This is a genomic window from Thalassotalea ganghwensis (assembly GCF_053485795.1).
In genome coordinates this window covers 42,588-62,081 of sequence record NZ_JBQRUM010000009.1, presented here as the reverse complement: position 1 = coordinate 62,081, position 19,494 = coordinate 42,588, and the positions used below count along the sequence as shown (strand labels likewise).

The 19,494-nt window shown below is 40.3% G+C and carries 16 protein-coding genes; 9 read left to right on the top strand and 7 right to left on the bottom strand.

What is annotated here, in order from left to right; all coding sequences use genetic code 11:
* Positions 1–45: 45 nt before the first annotated feature.
* From ACSLUH_RS10840 to ACSLUH_RS10825, 4 genes are all read right to left on the bottom strand, one after another.
* Entirely contained in the window at positions 46–390 is a 345-nt protein-coding gene (locus tag ACSLUH_RS10840) for a hypothetical protein (protein ID WP_448566843.1), read from the bottom strand.
* 326 nt (positions 391–716) lie between these two features.
* The gene (locus ACSLUH_RS10835) at positions 717–1,418 is read right to left on the bottom strand and encodes a cytochrome b/b6 domain-containing protein (RefSeq protein ID WP_448566841.1); all 702 of its coding nucleotides are present in this window, start codon (positions 1,416–1,418) and stop codon (positions 717–719) included.
* Positions 1,419–1,516: 98 nt separating this feature from the next.
* Positions 1,517–1,990, bottom strand: coding sequence for a methylated-DNA--[protein]-cysteine S-methyltransferase (locus ACSLUH_RS10830; RefSeq protein ID WP_448566839.1), 474 nt, complete (start codon positions 1,988–1,990; stop codon positions 1,517–1,519).
* A gap of 36 nt (positions 1,991–2,026) precedes the next feature.
* Complete coding sequence (locus tag ACSLUH_RS10825; RefSeq protein ID WP_448566838.1) at positions 2,027–3,475, bottom strand: DNA-3-methyladenine glycosylase 2 family protein; 1,449 nt, start codon at positions 3,473–3,475, stop codon at positions 2,027–2,029.
* A gap of 314 nt (positions 3,476–3,789) precedes the next feature.
* Between ACSLUH_RS10825 and ACSLUH_RS10820 the strand changes: the two genes are divergently transcribed.
* Both ACSLUH_RS10820 and ACSLUH_RS10815 read left to right on the top strand, forming a co-directional pair.
* Complete coding sequence (locus ACSLUH_RS10820) at positions 3,790–6,465, top strand: TonB-dependent receptor (protein WP_448566836.1); 2,676 nt, start codon at positions 3,790–3,792, stop codon at positions 6,463–6,465.
* A 242-nt stretch (positions 6,466–6,707) separates the two neighbouring features.
* On the top strand, positions 6,708–7,085 hold the full coding sequence (locus ACSLUH_RS10815) for a PH domain-containing protein (protein ID WP_448566834.1): 378 nt from the start codon (positions 6,708–6,710) through the stop codon (positions 7,083–7,085).
* A 121-nt stretch (positions 7,086–7,206) separates the two neighbouring features.
* Here ACSLUH_RS10815 and ACSLUH_RS10810 read toward each other — a convergent pair whose 3' ends face one another.
* A complete protein-coding gene (locus ACSLUH_RS10810; protein ID WP_448566832.1) occupies positions 7,207–7,722 on the bottom strand; it encodes a cytochrome b in 516 nt (171 codons plus the stop codon).
* Between the two features lie 255 nt (positions 7,723–7,977).
* Between ACSLUH_RS10810 and ACSLUH_RS10805 the strand changes: the two genes are divergently transcribed.
* On the top strand, positions 7,978–8,949 hold the full coding sequence (locus ACSLUH_RS10805) for a S41 family peptidase (RefSeq protein WP_448566830.1): 972 nt from the start codon (positions 7,978–7,980) through the stop codon (positions 8,947–8,949).
* Between the two features lie 110 nt (positions 8,950–9,059).
* On the opposite strand, the gene ACSLUH_RS10800 is transcribed toward ACSLUH_RS10805, so the two are convergent.
* The gene (locus ACSLUH_RS10800; RefSeq protein WP_448567024.1) at positions 9,060–10,028 is read right to left on the bottom strand and encodes a dihydrodipicolinate synthase family protein; all 969 of its coding nucleotides are present in this window, start codon (positions 10,026–10,028) and stop codon (positions 9,060–9,062) included.
* A 535-nt stretch (positions 10,029–10,563) separates the two neighbouring features.
* Between ACSLUH_RS10800 and ACSLUH_RS10795 the strand changes: the two genes are divergently transcribed.
* The 4 genes from ACSLUH_RS10795 (at position 10,564) to ACSLUH_RS10780 (ending at position 15,092) form a co-directional block, all read left to right on the top strand.
* Positions 10,564–11,610: a helix-turn-helix domain-containing protein gene (locus ACSLUH_RS10795; protein ID WP_448566828.1), complete on the top strand. Its 1,047-nt coding sequence runs from the start codon at positions 10,564–10,566 to the stop codon at positions 11,608–11,610.
* A gap of 109 nt (positions 11,611–11,719) precedes the next feature.
* Positions 11,720–12,352 carry a c-type cytochrome gene (locus tag ACSLUH_RS10790; RefSeq protein ID WP_448566826.1) on the top strand — a complete coding sequence of 211 codons (633 nt, stop codon included), beginning with the start codon at positions 11,720–11,722 and terminating at the stop codon, positions 12,350–12,352.
* 9 nt (positions 12,353–12,361) lie between these two features.
* Positions 12,362–13,573, top strand: coding sequence for a cytochrome-c peroxidase (locus ACSLUH_RS10785; protein WP_448566824.1), 1,212 nt, complete (start codon positions 12,362–12,364; stop codon positions 13,571–13,573).
* A gap of 1 nt (position 13,574) precedes the next feature.
* On the top strand, positions 13,575–15,092 hold the full coding sequence (locus tag ACSLUH_RS10780; RefSeq protein WP_448566823.1) for a parallel beta-helix domain-containing protein: 1,518 nt from the start codon (positions 13,575–13,577) through the stop codon (positions 15,090–15,092).
* A gap of 69 nt (positions 15,093–15,161) precedes the next feature.
* Here the strand turns inward: ACSLUH_RS10780 and ACSLUH_RS10775 are convergent, their stop codons facing one another.
* Positions 15,162–16,577, bottom strand: a complete 1,416-nt coding sequence (locus tag ACSLUH_RS10775; protein ID WP_448566821.1) for an MATE family efflux transporter — start codon at positions 16,575–16,577, stop codon at positions 15,162–15,164.
* Between the two features lie 517 nt (positions 16,578–17,094).
* Between ACSLUH_RS10775 and lhpI the strand changes: the two genes are divergently transcribed.
* A complete protein-coding gene (lhpI, locus tag ACSLUH_RS10770; RefSeq protein ID WP_448566819.1) occupies positions 17,095–18,036 on the top strand; it encodes a bifunctional Delta(1)-pyrroline-2-carboxylate/Delta(1)-piperideine-2-carboxylate reductase in 942 nt (313 codons plus the stop codon).
* 20 nt (positions 18,037–18,056) lie between these two features.
* Positions 18,057–19,358, top strand: coding sequence for an aminopeptidase P N-terminal domain-containing protein (locus ACSLUH_RS10765; protein ID WP_448566817.1), 1,302 nt, complete (start codon positions 18,057–18,059; stop codon positions 19,356–19,358).
* Positions 19,359–19,494 lie beyond the last annotated feature (136 nt).

Genomic DNA, 19,494 nt, shown 5'->3' with positions numbered 1-19,494 from the left:
TTACTTTTTATTGATGTTGAGAACTTGAATCGAATTTATATCAAATTAGCGGTGCATTTTATCGCGTTGAATGTGCATGAGATGTTGGCTAAAGCGCCAGTAGCCATGCGCCTTAAGCCATTGTTCGGTAATTAATTCGTGTGCCAATGCCCATTGTAAAATTCTTACTGGATACGCACACCAATAGGTTATTGTCGCTTGCTGATGACAGTCGTTATTGGGGAAAAGCGCTGAGCGGTGTTCGGTCAACTCCGCCTTAATGGCCTCAATAACTTTAGCTTTTAATTCATTATTTACCATGGCTTTAAAACGGTTAAATTGCTTTGCACGGTATAACTGCCAGCTAAGCCACAATAGTATTAGCACGGCTAAAACAACAAAATATTCCATGATTACCTAATGTTCACTATGATGGATATCGTCCAAGGGTCTGTTGACCTTTGTTTATTTTTTCTGCAATAGGCTATTTTTTAAAATAGCAAAGCAGCGTGAGCGATGTTTGGTTATTCCAAATGAGCGAAAGCTAATGCCGCTAGTATTAAAAATAGCCATTGCCCCTTTCGTTATGTTTTTGGGGCTGAGGCTAAAATGACGTTTCTCTTCGTTAAAAACTTATCGTTTAGTTCACTATACTTCAATGTTTTTGCCTTGATTATCGTCATTTTATTACTCAGCATAAATTCTAAACAAAGATCAACAGACCCTAGCGTTGTGATCTATTTTTTAATAAATTTATAACCAGTGATCATCGAAGAGATTAACCCTGTTTTTTCTCGACGCTCACCAATGATAACACCAATTAAGTGCAGAGGAATCAAAAACAATAAACCATAAAAGGTATAAACGTGGATGGTGATAAAAGGTTTCCGAAAATCTCGCATCGCCTGGTAGGCTTCTGGATCGACATTTTCTTTTGAGTATGGCTGAATGAGTTCTAGTTGGTTTTTATCTACGGCAATACTTTCAGCAAAGTGTTGCCCCAAAGGTGGGTAATAAATATCGGTGCCTGCAATCACTAATCCAGTGACGGTTTGAATGCTCATCGCAAGTAATAAAGCAGCTATCATTAACTTTCCAAGCGGATTATGACCTTTATATTGCTGATGAGGGTTTTGTTTAAATTCATTGATTTCGTCACCAAACCCCTTCATAAAAGGTAAAGTTTTGCCCCATTTTTCATAGCCCTTTCCAACAAAGCCTAAACAAAGGCGAAACAGTAAATTGATCGCGAATACATAACCAACAATGACATGGCACTGCTTTAATAAAATTTTTCCTTCACTGCTTATATCAAGTGCACCGGCATTAAATATCACCAAACCAATTGCCAGTAAAAGCAAAACAGCGATGGCATTGAGCCAATGAAATAACCGTTGAAATTTAGACCAAACATAAACTGGTTGATACTCATCTGTCATAAGAGCTCTCTGTGATTACGATTATCGACTTTCGAGTTATTAAGTTAGAGGATATGTGATTATTTAACAAGCATACGATCACGACTATTTGATTAAAATCAATTTGTTGACGATTCAAAAGCAAGTAGCTTAGCTTTTAGCGTTAATCCTCCTGCATATCCTGTTAACGCACCATTACTGCCGATGACTCGGTGGCAGGGGATAACAAGCGATATCGGATTTTTGCCGTTTGCTGCGCCAACGGCTCGAACCGCTTTTTCATTACCTATGGCTTTGGCAAGCCATGCATAACTCTTCGTCTCTCCGTATGAGATTTTTTGTAACATAGCCCATACGCTTTGTTGAAAGGAAGTGCCTTGTGGCGCTAAAGAAAGATCAAATACTTGACGCTTTTTATTAAAGTATTGGTCTAATTGTTTACATGCTTGAGCAAACGGCGCACGGGTTTCATCATGAGCATCTAGATGTTGTGGTAACGAGTGCCCTTCTTCAAAGTAGAGCCCGGTAAGGCCAAGTTGAGTAGCGGTCATGAGTATTTGGCCAAAAGGTGAAGAGTATCGGGTGTAGTACATGAGAACCTCAGTTAGTTGAATTTATAACAAGCAGAGTTAGTGTAGGCTGTGCCAAAGCAATAAGGTTGCATAAGAGCGCCATGGCCGCCATTCATCCCCCTGAGCAATGATTTGTTTTTGTGATAATTTGTCGCTATTTTCATCTTTAGCTATTGTGCCATTTAACGCTTTAATCACGCCTAAATCAGCACTTGGAAAAGCATCCGGGTCACTAAGACCACGCATTGCCATATAGTTAATTGTCCAAGGACCAATTCCTTTAATTGGGCTGATTAATTGACTTAATTGCTCACCTGAATGACAAGCGAGTAATGCTTTGTGGTTGTGGTGATAAAAAGCAACCCAACGTTGCAGAGTTTGTCGGCGGGTACTTGTTAAACCTATCTCGCGTAAGTCAGCCGTTAATAGGTCATTAATGGTTGGAAAATAACCGCATAATTGATATTGACTTAAATCGTTAGTTGGTACTAACTTCCTACCATATTTTTCAGCAATGCGCTGTGCAAAGGTCGTGGCAGCTTTTACTGATACTTGTTGTCCTAATATTGCTCTGATTGAAAATTCGAAAAAATCCCAACTGCCGGGTAAACGCAAACCTGAATATTTTTTTAGTGTTTGTGCGAGTATCGGGTGACTTGATAAGCTTTTATGAATTAAGCTCATGTCCGCATCTAAATCAAACATGCGTCGCACCCTCGAGATAACCTGATTTAAATATCGATAATCAGATAAATTAACGGTCAGCAATAGGGCATGCTTGTCAGGATGATGTTTAACTTCTAGCCACCCGTAACACGCGTCGAGCCAAATCGTACGGCGATAACTTTCATTATCAACAAGTTCTATGCCTGAGATTTGACGATCTTTAAAAAAGCTGAGCATTAGCGGCCAGTCAAATGGCGGGCGATAATACAAGGCCAAGGTAACATTTTGTCTGGAGAGCGTTGGTTCTTGATTAGCTCTTAGTTCGCTTGGGGTTTGTTGGTAAGCATTTTTGATAGCTTCATTAAACCGACGCAAACTATTAAAACCTGAGGCGTAGCAACTATCGGTTATTGAAAGTGTTGTTTTAGTCAGTAACTTTCTTGCCAATAATAATCGTTGCTGTTGAAAAAATGTGATCGGAGAAACGCCCAGGTACTGATTAAATAGACGGTTTAGTTGGCGCTCACTTATATTGTAGGTTTTGGCAGTGCTCGATATGGTGTCGCAACTGTAGTCATAGTGACTGATAATATGCTTGAGGAGTATTGGAATATTTAACTCTGGTGCAAACTCTGGAAAACATCGTTTACAAGGCCTAAACCCAGAGCTTTGCGCTTGCTCTGCACTTTGGTAATAAACCACGTTTTCGGGCTTAGGTGGGCGAGCTGGACATATGGGGCGACAAAATATACCTGTGGTTAATACTGCGGTATAAAATTTACCGTCAAAACGTGCATCTCTGCTGAGTCTGGCTTGTTCACAAATTTGCGGATCTAACATGTCGCTATACTACCTTAAAACCGAGTTAATGATTGTAAACGATATCAACCTTGGTACTAGCGATTTTCAGACATTAATAGTGAATTAGATGGTCATTGTATGAAATGACAACTAATACCCTTTCAGTAATTAAAAATAGCAAAACTTTGGTTTTAATGACGTTTTGGCCTATTTTTTAATAATTATTTAAGTAATTTTAATTATTCGTCAGGATTTTATAACAATAGATAAGCTTTTAAATCAGCTGCCTCCTATAGTGACTTTATAAAAACGAATAACAACATAACTATTTTACTGGGTTTGGGGAGAAAGCAATGTTGGAAAGCATTAGCAAGATACTAGGACAAGTTAATACCAAAAAATGTCCATTGGCTTTGGCGATTGTCGCAGCGCTGCCAATCAATTCTGCTTCGGCATTTTTTGATGATGAAATGGGGGGCGAAGAGACTAAAGAGACACTCGAGGTCGTCACTGTTACGGCGCAAAAGCGAGTACAAAACATATTAAAAGTACCCGTCACCGTTGGTACCATAAGTGAAAGCCTTATCGAAGAAAGTAGTTCGATAACGTTAAGTGATGTTGATAAGTTTATTGCCGGTTTTGATTTTGACAGTTCAAACATGACGCAAGCAGGCATTACCATGCGCGGCATTTCAAGCCCTAACATCAGTGTTGGTGGTGATCCTTCCTCGGCAACGTTTTACGATGATGTTTATATGCCACGAGCCGCGCAAAATGTGTTGTTTTCTGATATGGAGCGCATCGAAGTGTTAAAAGGCCCGCAGGGCACATTGTTTGGCCGCAATGCCGCAATGGGGGTGGTCAATATGGTACCTAAGTCGCCACAGCGAGATTTCGACAATTTTGTTAAGGCAACAGTAGGTACCGATAACTTAATGCGTGTTGAGGGCATGGTTAATTTCTCGTTGAGTGACAATTTTTATCTGCGTGCTAATGTATTAACTAATCAACAAGACGGAATTGTTGAAAATGTTGCGAATAGCCAATGGAATGATAATGGCTATAAGCAATGGGATTTGGGAGAGCGTGATCATCAAGCCGCAAGAGTCGCGTTACTTTGGGATATTTCGTCTCGCACGAACTTTCAATTGTCCTATGATCATGATGATTTAGAGCAAGGGCCACCCATGGCGGTGGGGGTTAGTGATTACGCTTATAATCACGGAGCAACTCCTTTTGCAGGAGAAGCAGAAAACGATGTAAGAAATGGCGTAGAAGCGCGTGATATGTATGGTGTTACCGCGAAAATCAATCATGAATTTAATGATCAGTGGTCGGCAAAGTATGTTCTAAGCTACCGTGATTGGCAAACTGAAAACCGCCAAGATGAAGATGGCACCGCTGATATAACCCGTTATTTTGATACCTCAAACAATGAAGATTCTTCGATTCTTTATACTGAGTTGCAACTGAATTATGTCAGCGATAAAGTCAATGCGGTAGCAGGGTTTTCTTATTCAAAAGAAGACGTTAGCCAAACCACAGAGCTCAATTTAACCACTGATACTGCAGCACGACTGATCACTGGTGATTTAAACAATCAAATTAATGGTTTAGTCGCTGCACAAGTTGCGGCAATGATCGGTGGTAATGCCGATAGTAATGCTGAGAATGCCTTCGGTCCAGGGGTTACTTTTGATGGCGCTGTTGCCACTATCAAGGCTGCAATGGGCCTAAATGATATGGATCATATGTGGAACCCCAATGACTGGGCTAATACCTTAAATGGCCTTGGCTTGGCGGATCAAATTATGGCTGCAATTGGCATGCCTGGTGGCCAGTTAACCGCTGATATTGTCAGTGCAACCGGAAATTTGACTTACGATATTATTTCCGCACAACTGCCAGCATTAGTTGGCTTGAACGCTCCATATATACCTGAAATATTTGGCCCAAGTTATGCGGGACAGTTCTGGCAAGAAAGTGTTAATAATACCGGTGATTTTACTAACTTTGGTGTTTTCGCCGATGTTGATTATGTGGTTAATGATAAATGGAATGTTATCCTTGGTCTTCGTTACTCAAAAGATGAAAAAGACTTTACCTGGGATATTCCGGTTAATTCATTTTCCACAACGCCGATAAATAGCTTGATGCCAGCCGGCGTTCAGGTGCCCATTAACAATATTCTGTTTCCTGAAGTTTCTCTAGCGGCAAGTGACTCTTGGAGCAAGGTTACTGGACGTTTTGTCACTAGCTATCAAATTGATGATAACCAAATGGTTTTTGCATCATACTCTACAGGGTATAAGTCGGGCGGTTTTGATTCCTTAACGCCGAGCACGCAATCATTCGCTCCTGAAGATAGCAAAAACATCGAATTTGGCTATAAGGCTGTGTTGTGGGATGAAGTAACCGCTAACGTTAGTGTTTATCAGTTAACACTTGATAATTTGCAGCGTTCAGTGGATTCGAAAGCGCCTGGTAGTAGTCAAGCGATACCGACCATTATTAATGAAGACCGCGAAATTCAAGGGATCGAGTTCGACTTACGTTGGCGAGTATCGAGTAGCCTTAATTTAGGTATGGTTACTGAAATTCGCGATACCGATAATTTTTCACCAGAATTTTATAATGGTGAAGGAACGCTAGTTGCTGCAACCAAAACTTCAAGCGATGCAAACACCAATTACACCTTTACCTTAGATTGGGCGCCTGATTTTGGTAACGGTAGCACCAATGTTCATCTAGATTATGTATTCGTAGAAAACACCAATGATTCGATCGCCGGTCTAGAGGATTATCGAAAAGCGGTTGATGAATATTTTCTCGATACTGAAAATTTAAATGCTCGAATTTCATGGACCAACAATGCTGATAACTTAGAAATCGGTTTGTGGGGTAAGAATTTATTTGATAACCGTTACATGGAAAGTATTGGAGGGTTAACCGCCAATGTGCTCGGCACGCCACATGGCCGTATTAACCGAGGTCTGGAAATGGGGTTTGATATTAAGTACAGCTTCTAATCATCAGCGTGTAATCTTAATTCAAGGCACTGCTTAGCAGTGCTTTTTTGTATTTTCTCTCTGTATCCTTAAACACAAAAGCTAGCCAATTAAAATAAAAAGTATTACAGGTTAACCACGCTAACGATATCCACTTGTAGAATGGCAACATATCGAGAATACTCTAAAGGCACGGTTAGCTCGGTTAAAAAGTGACTAACCGTCAACACCTTCAAAAACTTTACAATGGAACAGGAAAGCACATGGGAATTTTATCAGGTTTAATGGGGAACGCCTCTGAGGTAGATCTTGGCGAACTTTCAGAAGAACTCGCGCCGATTATTGGTGACAACGAACGTATTACGATGGGATATAAAGTCATCAGAGATATGTTTGTTTTTACCGACAAACGCTTAATACTTATCGATAAACAAGGCTTAACCGGTAAAAAGGTTGAGTATTTATCTATTCCCTTTAAATCTATCTCCCGATTTTCGGTCGAAACTGCGGGTCGCTTTGATCTAGATGCCGAACTTAAATTATGGATTGGCAGCGACACGACACCGTTAGTTAAGGAACTCAAAAGTGGAACGGATGTAGTTGGTATTCAAAAAGCGTTAGCAAACTTTATTTTAGGATAACCATAGTCAGTCACTATTAATAATGCCTTTGTAAGATCTAAATTAATAGGTCTTACAAAGGCATTATAAATAATCGTAAGCTATGTAGTGAGACTTAAATTAAAGAATGTAGTTGATATCACTACCGCATTCTACTGAGTAAATTAACGCCTTTCATTTTATGATTGAAAACTGCAGCTATATGAATGAAAACTAAAAAGGCTAGAGAAATAGATGAGAATAAGTGCACATGACTAAACCATAGGTTTACGTCCTGTACGTTGATAATCCTTGGAATTAAAAATACGCCAAAAACATTGATGGCTTCTTCCATCATGAATAAACCAGAGAGTAAAACGATACTTGTAAAAATATAAAGTAGTGTATGTACATAACCAGCTAAACGCATTTGCCATACTGTTGTTAGTAGTAATTTCGGGTGCTCTGTTGCCAATCTATTGATGATTCGCCATACAAAGAAAGGAACAAATAATGTCGTTAAAGAGACGTTAAATGTTGCAATTTGATGTTTCACTGAAACATCTAGCTCAACCAACGATATTAAGCCACCAGTCAATAATGCCCATAAAATCACAATGGCACTTAGCCAATGAAGAAAAATAGTCGTAGTGGAATACTTAATTTTTTCCTTTTTCATGTGTATTTTCCTTAATTAATTCATCGTTAACTTGTTCTACCCTGTACCGTCACCAAAACCTTAAATATTTAGAAATCACATCGAGTTAAATATATTATATACATCTTATTAACAAAAAATTAAAGTTATATTTTAATTTATCAACGCTAGTTGGCGATGTTTGAAGTGGTAAGGGGATAATTAAAACGATACAGTACCTTGAAATAAAGTTATTTTATCCAATCTATATGACATAGATTGTCACGAGAAATGAATATGTTTAAGTGGTTAACACCGCTGTTATTGGTGCTCTTGGTTGTACTAGGGATTTCTTCAATTGGCTATGCTCAAGAAAACCCGCAAGGTATCGCTATCTCAGAGAAGCCGTTGCCGTTAATACCTGCCAAAGAAGCAACATCGGTATATACAACGCTGATTAATGCATTTAAGCATATTTATGTTTACCCATTAGATGTAACTGAATTAGTCGCAGAACTCGACAATATCGTCAAGTTAAAGGGGATTACAGATGATGTCCCCTATGAACTATTTGCTCGCGACTTACATACTAGCGTACTTAAAGCTACCCAAGACAGCCACATCGCAATTCAACTCACTAATACCATCATCGAAGCGCAAGCGAGCGATAATACCGTTAATGTTGAATTTAATGGCGATGGTATCTTCTACTTAAAGGTAAATGGTGCGCTAACTGAAGCTATTAGCAATAATCTCTTAGCAGAAACGTTAGCTGATTTATCTCAAGCCAAAGCTGTTATTCTCGACTTGCAACAGGCTGATAGTGTATCGCTTGCCACGGTTGAACATTTGTTTTCGTTTTTTATTGCCGATGGCGTAACACTCGGTGAATTAACCTTAAACGATACCGTAAAAACAGTCGTAGTTAATGGCAGCAGCCTACTTAAGCCATTGCCTAAGGGCACGCCTGTTTACCTAGTGACCTCTGCTTTTGTTAGTAGAGAGTGGGAATTTTTTACCCACGTGCTAAAAGAGCATCTTAATGCAACGATAATAGGTCAGGAAACCATGGGGATGACACATTTAACCACCACGTTAACACTGTCACCGCATTTGTCGTTAACCTTACCCTATGCAAAAATAAGTTGTATTCAGTCAAAACACAGTTGGCAGGGCATTGGCATCACCCCTGATTTTTATGCTGATAGTGACACTAGTCTCGAGAAAGCGTTGCATTTACTACACGTTGAGCTCAATGCCGCTCAATAAAATAATAAGAAGTGTTGGATAAGTGCTTTAGTCTAATATCCATTTTTAATAATGGATATAAAAAAACCCTGTAAAAACAGGGCTTTATCTTTTTTGAAGACTTGGGTGGATTAATCGATTAAATCCAAAGCTTCTAGCCTTTCTTTTGCGAGTGCATATCTTGCGCGGACATCATCAATTTGCTCTTGGGTTAACTTTTTACCTAAGGTGCGAAGTCCACCATCAGCATCATTGTGATGAATACCAAAAGCAAACTTAAGATATTCTAACAACAACGGCTGAGCATCAAGGTATGATATTGAATTCATTGCCTGAGAAATTTTGTTGGCCTCAGCCCAATTTCCATCATTGACATACTCTTGCATGGTCACACTGGCTTTAGGGAAGATACATCCTACCCCAGTAATGCCACCACATGCGCCAGCAAGTCCAGCATGTACTGTTACTGTATCTACACCTGCTAAGATTTTTAAATCTTTGTTTTCTACCACTAGTGTTTCAATAATGGAAACATCTGAAGTAGATATTTTAAGCGCAGTTACTTCAGGCAAAGCCGCAAGCTTTTTAAGAAGCTCAGTTGAAAGTGCGTGATAGCCAGCAGCATCTGGGTTGTTATAAGGCATAATGGTGATGCCGGCTTCGTTTGCTGCCGATGCAGCAAGTTCGTAGTAGGCATACATTTCTTCATCAGAAGGTGTTTCTTTGGTTTTCGGTGGCATCACCATGACAGTATCCACACCAACTTTCGCTAGTTCTTTAACGATTTTCGCAAGTTCTTCTTTAGTTTCTGCCGCTGCGCCACTTATTAATGGAACATTAAATTCTCTAGCAACATCAGAAAGGCCTTTAAGTAAAGAAAGACGTTGATCAGCGCTAAGGTAGCTGTTTTCACCCAAAGTACCAGAGCCGACAAGCCCCCCCATTCTGGTTCCAGCTTTTCCTTGAACTTTTAAAATATCCGTCGCGTATTTTTTTGTTGCATCAAGATCAATTTCAAGGGCACCGGATGCTGACTCTTTTAACCATGTAAACACGGCAGGCATAACGGTATATCGCCAATCTGTGCTATTTGTTTCCATCATATTACCTTTTCTTCAAAAATTATATGAGATGAATTGTATAGTATAAAATATACAAAATAAAGCGTGTCAGTTAAAAAATCTTCGGTATCTTCAATTAACCCCTTTAAAGACGGGGGTTTACGCTTAAATTGTATTACATGCCATACTTGAGTTTATCCCTGAACTTGTCGAAAACAAAGCCGAATTTTAAGTCACTTATTCTTTTGTATATGAGGGGGTTATTAGTAACAAGGCCATAGTGTGCGTTTTAGGAACATTAATTGAGGCTGCTTAAACAAACAAATTAATGGTGGGCGGATTCGTTTTAATTTTACAATTAACACACATGGAAACGTGCAATGGTATCGTCGTTTTTGATCTCATTTTTTTATTAGGTCTTTAGGATTCATAACAGTGGCTAAATTTAAAATACTTCCAACTCTTACGATAAGTAGCAAGGTTAGCAACCTATTCTTTCGCTACCAATTTCTTCCCTTTCTGTTTACACTAAAATCTTATTCTGATCGCTCTTTTGATGTTTTAGGCGTTTTATATGATTGAATTTTTTTCCTTGTTTGCCGTTGCTCAAATGGTGTTTTGTATCCTCGCTTTGTTGCCTCATCAAAAGAAAAACCATTCGATAACCCTGTTTATTTTATTAATGTTTTGTGGCGCGGGTTACATTCTCGGTGATGTTGAAACTGTAGCGACTCAGAACCAAGTATTATTTTGGTACGCTTTTATTGGGGGTAACGCTTTACCTGGCTTGTTTTGGTTGGTGAGTTTAAGTGTCTTTGGCGATCACGTTAGGTTAAAACAGTGGCAATACTACCTAGCATCATTCACCTTGATTATTCCGTTGTCGAGCAAGGCTGTGGAGTTAATTGGTGGTTTTTCAATTAGCGATTACCCTAATGTTAATTACGTTATTTACTATGGGGCGTTAGCATTAGAGCTGAGCCTAATTGCCCATGCCTTAATTATTGCTGTTAAGCATTGGCGCGATGACTTAGTGCAGCAGCGTCGCTATATTCGCGGCGGGGTAATTTCAGTTTCAGCATTGTATTTACTGATTAAAATTGTACTTGAACAATTATTAGCAATTAGTGATTCGGGCCTTGCTTTGCTGACCAGTATGCTATTGGCGGCGTTGGTTACTGGCATAAACCTTGTATTGTTTCAGTTGAACCAATCAAGTTTGTTTCAACAAGTTAATCTTGGGAGTGAGCCTGCGAGCAAGCAAAAGCCTGTGTCTCGTGAAATTTCCGTTATTGTTAATTCAATGCAAGAAGAGCTGTTATACCAACAGGAGGGGCTGACCATAGCCGGCTTTGCAAAACATTTAGGGATTCATGAATATAAGCTACGCAATCTAATAAACGGAGAGCTTGGCTACCGAAATTTTAATGATTTTTTAAATTATTACCGAGTAAATGAAGTTGCTACAAAATTGAAAGATAGCGAGTTTTGCACCATTCCTGTGCTAACATTAGCGCTTGAAAGTGGCTTTAGAAGTTTAAGTTCTTTTAATAAAGCATTTAAGGCACAACATCAGATGACACCCACTGAATTTAGAAAAAAACACCTGAACACTCAATAAATCATCGTAGTTTTTCATTAATACGTCAGCTTTTTTTTTGTTTCCGTCAGCTATTTTATTGATAAGCTTTTATAGTTGAGTGAGGTTTACCAATTAAATAGGTGGCGACTTGACTATCCAACAACAATTGAAGCGTGTTTTGACTATATTGGGGCTAGCAACTCCGCTTTATCTTGGTGGTTTTTTTTATGCGTTAGCCAATCAAACACCAACGAACTTTCAATCATGTGTTGCTTGTCATGGTGATAAAGGACAAGGAAATGAGTCGCTCAATGCACCAGTGCTTGCAGGACAATTGTCACAATATACCACTAGGCAACTTGAGCATTTTGCTCGTGGCATTCGCGGAGCTCATCCCGACGATATCAATGGCCAAACAATGGCGGCGATGGTGAAAACTCTCTCAGTCAACGACTATCAATTAATTGCTGATTTTTTATCGCAACAAGTCGTCGATAAACCTAATCAAAGCATCAGTGGCGACATGAAAAATGGTAGCCGTTATTACCAAGCCAAATGTGGGGCATGTCACGGTGGCCAAGCGCAAGGAAATGAAGCGTTTAATGCGCCTAAGCTAGCCGGTCAGCAGGTAAGTTATTTACAACGACAAATGCAAAATTTTACCAATGGCGTGAGAGGAACGCATCAAGACGATAAATTTGGTCGTCAAATGGCGATGATGGCAAAAACTGTGTCAGAGCAAGAACTGGCCGATATTTTGTTTTATATCGTAAACCAATAAGAGCATGCTATGTTGATACGTATCTCGCTAAGTTGCCTGTTGTTTTTTACTTTTCTCGGTGACGCGAAGCCATTATCAATAACACTCAAAACGCAGTGTCCGCCGAGCTTTGAATTAACCGAACAAGGCGTTTGTAAGCTGGTTAATTTGTACCAATTTTATGACTCTGTGCAGGGGCGAGGTGTTGGCGGCACCAAAACAGCGTTACCAAAACACCGCGATGGCTTTACGCCACAGGAAATAGACTTAGGGCGCTACTTGTTCTTCGACCCACTGTTGTCTGTGGATGGCAGCATGTCATGTGCTAGTTGTCATCAGCCAGATAGAGGATTCAGTGACCAGCTTGATCGAAGCGTTGGTGTGACTGGAGTAAAGGTGGCGCGTTCCGCCCCCACATTATGGAACGTCGCCTTTCTCGACAAATTTTTCTGGGATGCACGAGCAACAACATTGGAGCAGCAAGCGGTTGGACCGTTATTCGATCCCAAAGAAATGGGCAATAAGCCAGAAGCTTTGTTAAAAAGCTTAAGAGGCAATGCGCAATATCGTCAGTTATTCGCACAAGTATACCCAGATAAAGCCAATATTGAGATCGCGCAAGTCTACCGCCTGTTAACCGCTTTTCAGACGTCATTGATATCGCTTAATAGTCGTTATGATCGCTACGCTCATGGCGCACATGATGCCTTAACTGAAAATGAAATTGCCGGTTTAAATGTTTTTCGCTCGTTTGTAGCTCGTTGTGCAGAGTGTCATCAACCGCCGTTATTTACCAACAATCAAATCGCGGTAATTGGAACCCCCGAACCCGATGGACTTGATTTTGATATTGGCGCAGAGAGAACTTTTAACGCGAAAAAGTTGCGTGGTGGTTTTAAAGTGCCAACCTTAAGAAATATCACTAAAACAGCGCCTTATATGCATTCAGGACGATTTAATTCACTATTTGAGGCAGTAGAATTTTATAGCAAAGGTCGCGGCCATGCTGTGCCAAAAGATCAAGACTTACAATTGCATTGGCATATCTGGGAGCCAAAGTTAAGTAAAGCTGAGATTCAATCTATCGTCGATTTTCTCGGTGCGCTAACCGACGAGAGCTTAACGCCGCAAATACCTAAAGCGCTGCCGTCAGGTTTAAGCCCCGTCGACAGTAAATTTCAAGCACGTATTAAAACAGAGCATAACCATAACAATAAAATAACAGGTCAATATGGAGAATAATATGAGTTCAAAAAAAGCAGTCGGGGTTGTCTTGGTTGCCGGGGCCTTTATTGCAGGGATGTATTTTGGTAGTAATCAAAATAAAGCACCGACAATAACCAGCAGTACTGGGGGCGCAAGTTATTCTGGTGGTTATAAACAAGCCGAAGATAGCCAAGTTAGCCAAAGTAAAAGTGCGGTCAAAGTGCGCACTACTGACGGACAAACCCATATTATTAACGATGGTGAGTCGATTATGGCAGCGGTTAAAATTGCTCAGCCTGGAGATACCATTCAGATCATGCCGGGCACTTATCACGAAACGGTATACATTGATAAAGATGACATTCGCATTATTGGTGTGATTAAAGAAGGAAAACGCGCAGTACTGGACGGTAAAGGCCAACTTAATGATGCCATTTTATATTCAGGTAATAACGTTGTTGTTGAAAACTTAAAAATTACCAAATACAAAGGTAATGCCATTATGGGGCAAGCGGGCAATAATTTTGAGATTCGTAACAATATTATTGTCGATACTGGAGTCTACGGTATTTTTCCTCAGCTAGGTAAGAATGGCATTGTTGAGCACAATGTGATTTCAGGGATTGAAGATGCCGCGATTTATGTCGGTATGAGCGATAATATTCATGTTGCACATAATGACGTATTTGACTCGGTTGCTGGTATTGAAATTGAAAACTCTCGCCATGCGATTGTTGAGAATAACTATGTACATAATAATACTGGCGGTATCCTCGCCTTTATCACGCCAGGCCTGCCGATTAAAACCACCTTTGATGTCATTATTCGCAATAACTTTATCGTTGATAACAATACGGCAAACTTTGGTGCGCCAGGCTCAACGGTTGCGGGTATTCCAGCAGGCACAGGGATTTTAATTATGGCTGCCGATGAAGTTATTGTTGAAGGTAATATTATTTCAGGTAATAAAACCGCGGGGATCATTATTACCGACCATAATAATGCGCCCAATACGACCATGGATCCAGAGTCTGATCCTGCGCCAGATAAAGTGATGATCCTTGATAACCTAATGCTAAATAATGGTTATGACACCATTGATGAAGCCAAAGCATTAATGCTGACAGAATTTAAACAAGGTAATCCTGATATTGTTCGTGTCGGTGTTAGCCGTGATAGTTGTATTATCAATCGTCACCGTTATGTCACTGTTGGCGTAGATGATTGGCAGGAGTGTCAATTTACCAATACAGACAGTGTTGATAGTTATATTCTCGATGAACCGGTTGCAGCTCGTAAAATTGATCCTTCAGAGCGTGGTAAAGTAGTTTACATGGGAATTTGTGCTGGCTGCCATACCTATACTGGTAGAATGATCGGCCCTCCGGTTCAAATTATTCAAGCCTTATATATGGATAATCCGCAAGGCTTGGCGCAGTGGATTGCTAACCCAACTAAAAAGCGGGAAGATTATCCAGAAATGCCACCACAAGATTATTTGGATGAAAAGACCCGCTTAGCAGTGGCTGAATATATGCTGAGTGTGAGCAGATAATTCCCAAATCAAATACAAAGATTGGATTTTAAAAAGGAGCCGTTGGCTCCTTTTTATCGGTAGTTACCGCTATACCTCTTTTAACTTCCATTGGCCTTTTTTAAATAAATGCCAACCAACGAGTGCAAAAACACCTTGTGCTAAGGTGACAGCTAAAAATACCCCGTTTGGCCCAAAGGTTAACAATTTAGCCAGACTGTAAGCTAAAGGAATTTGGATTAACCAATAGCATAAAAAGTTAACCTTGGTTGGGGTAATCGTATCGCCAGAGCCATTAAATGCTTGAATAAGCACCATGCCCAAGGCAAAGAAACCATTCCCCAAACTAATCAAGCGAAGGCAATCAACACCGTATTTAATCACTAACGGATCGTGAGTAAACAGGCCAATAATTTGTTGTGGTATTGCTAGAAATATCACGGCAACACCCAGCATATAATAGATATTATATTTGGCGATTCGCCTTACCGAGTCTTCAGCGCGTTGCGGTTTTGCTGCGCCAAGATTTTGTCCAACTAAGGTTGCAACTGCATTACTCAATCCCCATGCTGGTAATATTGCAAACATAAAAATGCGTATTGCAATGGTATAACCTGCAGTGGCTTCACTACCATAGGTTGAAACAATGCGCACTAACGCAATCCAGCTGGCGGTTGCGATCAAAAATTGTAAAACACCAAAAAGCGATAATGACAGTAACTGCTTCATTGTCGTTATATTTACTTTAAGATGCTGCCAGCCAATACTGATGCGACCCACTAAACCAAATAAGTGATTTAGTTGATAGATGACACCCACACCTCGACCGATGGTTGTTGCAACCGCGGCGCCAGTTAAGCCCATTTCTGGAAAAAACCAAATGCCATAAATGAGTAGCGGGTCGAGGACGATATTAATGCCATTAGCAAGCCACAGTGACTTCATCGCAACCGAAGCGTCTCCAGCACCACGAAAAATAGCGTTCATTAAGAACAGATATAAAATCGTTATTGAGCCCGTTAACATGATGGTGGTGTAGCTTTTACCAGCGGCGACGATTGCTTCATTTCCGCCCATAAAAATTAAGATATCTTCTGCGAAGTTTAAGCCAATGAAGCCGACCACTAAGGCGATAATAAGGCCAAGCCAAAGCGTTTGTCCGGCGACAATATTGGCTTGGTCATATTGCTTTTCACCATAGCGTCTGGCAACGGTTGCGGTTACCGCCATACTCAAGCCAATAGCAACAGCGTATAGCAACGTGAGTACAGCTTCGGTTAAACCTACTACGGCAACGGCTTCAGCGCCAAGACCTGAGACGAAAAAAATATCGGTAATGGCAAACACCGACTCCATTAACATCTCTAGTACCATAGGAACCGCTAGCAAAAATGCGGCAACGCCAATAGAACCTTGGGTTAAATCTTTATGATCTCCTTTTAATGCTTGTTTGAATAAAGAAAAGATCGATACTTTTGTTTGTGTTGTATTTAAATTATTTGTCATTGTTTACATATTCTCATTGGCGTAATGCCAGTAGCTCAATAAATTGTCGGCGCAAAAACGCACCTATTGAACGATCACTAAAGATGAGAAAATATGGAGGCAAACGGCCTAAAGATTGGCTCGTGAATGTTTGCTCATTGGTATGAGAGTCTTGAAAAGTTTCAAGAATGACAAGTAAGAAAGCGCGTGATAATTATCACATTGCAGGAAAGGCTAACGAATAGATTACCTAGAATTACTTGTGTGCTGACACCAATGCCATATCTTCTTTTACTACATTCTCAGCGATACAAATTTTGCAAGTTACATTGTTCATTTTCTTTCGTACTCCTATGTTTTGAGAATGGCAAGATTCGCACTAGCACCAACAATTGTCAATGATCTTTTTTATCTTGGGGTAGCTAGGGCAACCGCATTACAGCGCTAGTGGGTAACTATCTCGTCTTGGATTTATGTATACATTATGCAATAATGAAGGGGTTACAAAATTAGGGTTTAGATTTTATAAGGTTTTCAAATGCTTACTATTAGTGCCGAGCAAGTTAATGATGCTCTTCAATTTTCAGAACTTATCCCCGCATTGGGCACAGCGTTTGCTTCAGATATTTGTGTGCCACCTAGATTACATTTTGATATGGAAAACCCCAATGCATCTCGTGAAACTACCTTATTAATGATGCCTGCCTGGATATCAGGTGATGTTGCTGGTGTAAAGCTGGTGACGGTTGCTCCAGATAACAGCCAAAAAGGGTTACCTTCAATTCAAGGTAATTACTTATTATTTGATATTGATACTGGCTCGATTAAAGCGATGATGGACGCGCCAGCGTTAACAGCAAAACGCACAGCTGCAGCATCAGCCTTAGCAAGTCAGTTTTTATCTCGTGAAGACAGTGAAAGCTTATTGGTGGTTGGTACGGGCACCTTAGCACCCCAACTTATTGCTGCTCACGCAACGGTAAGGCCAATTAAAAAAGTTTATGTTTGGGGGCGCTCAATAGACAAAGCTCAAGCTGTTTGTGAGCAAGTTAAGGAGTTAGCGCTTGATTGCCAGCCTGTTGATGATATTCAATCCTATGTTGGCAAAGTTGATATCATCTCTTGCGCGACGCTCAGTAAAGCGCCGTTGGTTTTCGGTCAGTGGTTAAAACCAGGTCAACATGTAGACATGGTTGGAGCCTATCGTCCTGATATGCGTGAAATGGATGATGCCTGCTTAGTGGGCAATAGAATTTTTGTTGATAACCTTGAAAGTGCAATAAGAGAAACAGGGGACTTGGCAATTCCTCTTCAACATGGTGTGATAACCCAAGAAGACATCGAAGCTGATCTGTTCGCGTTAGCCAAAGAGCAGTACCAAGTAAATCGAAAAGATAACGATATTACCGTGTTTAAATCAGTAGGGCATGCGTTAGAAGATTTGGCCGCAGCAAAGCTGGTAGCCGCACGCTGTTTGTAATTAACGAAAAAGGTAAACCTATGACGATATTTCAACAACGCCGCCAATGGCTTAGTCAACAACTTGATCAAGACTCTGTAGTGATTGTTGTTGGAAATACAGCCAAAACCCGTAGTAAAAACATCAATTACCATTTTCGATCTGACAATGATCTTTTCTATTTGACCGGCTTTGAAGAGCCTAATGCTGTGGCAGTGATTCGCCCTGAACACGAAAAGCCATTTGTTATGTTTACTCGTCCTAATGATAGTGCCGCAGAAACAAGTTTTGGCAAACGTGCCGGTTTACAGGGCGTTATAGAGCAGTATCAAGCGGATTTATCATTCGCGATTAATGATATTCACACGACATTGCCGAGCTTATTGGAAGAACGTCATAAGGTTTACTATCTTGATGAACAAGGTCTTTATCAACACAATATTTTTACTTGGATAAATCATCAACGTCGTAATACACCGTTTGATGCGATTAAGCACTTTCGATCACTATTGCCGTTGCAGCCAATTTTGCATAACGCAAGGCGAGTAAAGTCAGCTGAAGAGTTAACCTCAATTCGCCAAGCGGTCAAAGCGACGATTAGCGGTCATAAAGCGATGATGCGAAACACTCAGCCAGGCATAAACGAGCTAAAATTGAGCGCAATTTTTGATCGTGAAATAGCAGAGTATGGATGTCGAGATGTTGGTTACCCAACCATAGTCGCCGGTGGTAATAATGGTTGCTGTTTACATTATGAGGACAATAACTGTGAGTTGCTAGATGGTGAAATGGTGTTAGTCGATGCTGGCGCTGAATTTAGAAATTACAGTGCCGATGTTACCCGTACATGGCCAATCAATGGACGTTTTAGTGAAGAACAAGCGACCTTATACAATCTCGTGTTAGCAGCCCTCGATGCCGCTATTTCTTGTGTGAAACCAGGGGCGAGTTGGTCGTCAATGTATGAAACCGCCATGCGTGTTATCGCCGAAGGGTTGCTAGAACTTGGAATTCTACAAGGTGAAATTGAGCAAGTTATGGCAGAAGAAAGCTATCGCAGTTTTACTGTGCATAAAACCGGTCATTGGCTTGGTATGGATGTTCATGATGTTGGCGCCTATCATGATGAAAACGCGCAATGGGTAACTTTTCAAGAAAATATGGTGTTCACCATAGAACCAGGGATTTATATTCCTAAAGGTTGTCCAAATGTTGATGAAAAATGGCATGGTATTGCCATTAGGATCGAAGATGATATTTTGGTGACAAACACAGGCCATGAAAATTTATCTAAAGAAATTCCTCGTACTATCAGTGACATTGAAGCGTTAATGAACTCGTAATTAATTCAAATATTTGCGCTTAGCCCCGTATTCAGGTTAACAGAGTGTTAATATGAAGGGTATTGGTTGACAATACCCTTGGCGACGATTTTAATTAGAATATCATTAAAATTTTTGTGGCTTGTTTGTCCAATCG

Coding starts and splice junctions, on each gene's coding strand:
- ACSLUH_RS10840 (WP_448566843.1), bottom strand. CDS start 390: ATGGAATATTTTGTTGTTTTAGCCGTGCTAATACTATTGTGGCTTAGC.
- ACSLUH_RS10835 (WP_448566841.1), bottom strand. CDS start 1,418: ATGACAGATGAGTATCAACCAGTTTATGTTTGGTCTAAATTTCAACGG.
- ACSLUH_RS10830 (WP_448566839.1), bottom strand. CDS start 1,990: ATGTACTACACCCGATACTCTTCACCTTTTGGCCAAATACTCATGACC.
- ACSLUH_RS10825 (WP_448566838.1), bottom strand. CDS start 3,475: ATGTTAGATCCGCAAATTTGTGAACAAGCCAGACTCAGCAGAGATGCA.
- ACSLUH_RS10820 (WP_448566836.1), top strand. CDS start 3,790: ATGTTGGAAAGCATTAGCAAGATACTAGGACAAGTTAATACCAAAAAA.
- ACSLUH_RS10815 (WP_448566834.1), top strand. CDS start 6,708: ATGGGAATTTTATCAGGTTTAATGGGGAACGCCTCTGAGGTAGATCTT.
- ACSLUH_RS10810 (WP_448566832.1), bottom strand. CDS start 7,722: ATGAAAAAGGAAAAAATTAAGTATTCCACTACGACTATTTTTCTTCAT.
- ACSLUH_RS10805 (WP_448566830.1), top strand. CDS start 7,978: ATGTTTAAGTGGTTAACACCGCTGTTATTGGTGCTCTTGGTTGTACTA.
- ACSLUH_RS10800 (WP_448567024.1), bottom strand. CDS start 10,028: ATGGAAACAAATAGCACAGATTGGCGATATACCGTTATGCCTGCCGTG.
- ACSLUH_RS10795 (WP_448566828.1), top strand. CDS start 10,564: ATGATTGAATTTTTTTCCTTGTTTGCCGTTGCTCAAATGGTGTTTTGT.
- ACSLUH_RS10785 (WP_448566824.1), top strand. CDS start 12,362: ATGTTGATACGTATCTCGCTAAGTTGCCTGTTGTTTTTTACTTTTCTC.
- ACSLUH_RS10780 (WP_448566823.1), top strand. CDS start 13,575: ATGAGTTCAAAAAAAGCAGTCGGGGTTGTCTTGGTTGCCGGGGCCTTT.
- ACSLUH_RS10775 (WP_448566821.1), bottom strand. CDS start 16,577: ATGACAAATAATTTAAATACAACACAAACAAAAGTATCGATCTTTTCT.
- lhpI (WP_448566819.1), top strand. CDS start 17,095: ATGCTTACTATTAGTGCCGAGCAAGTTAATGATGCTCTTCAATTTTCA.
- ACSLUH_RS10765 (WP_448566817.1), top strand. CDS start 18,057: ATGACGATATTTCAACAACGCCGCCAATGGCTTAGTCAACAACTTGAT.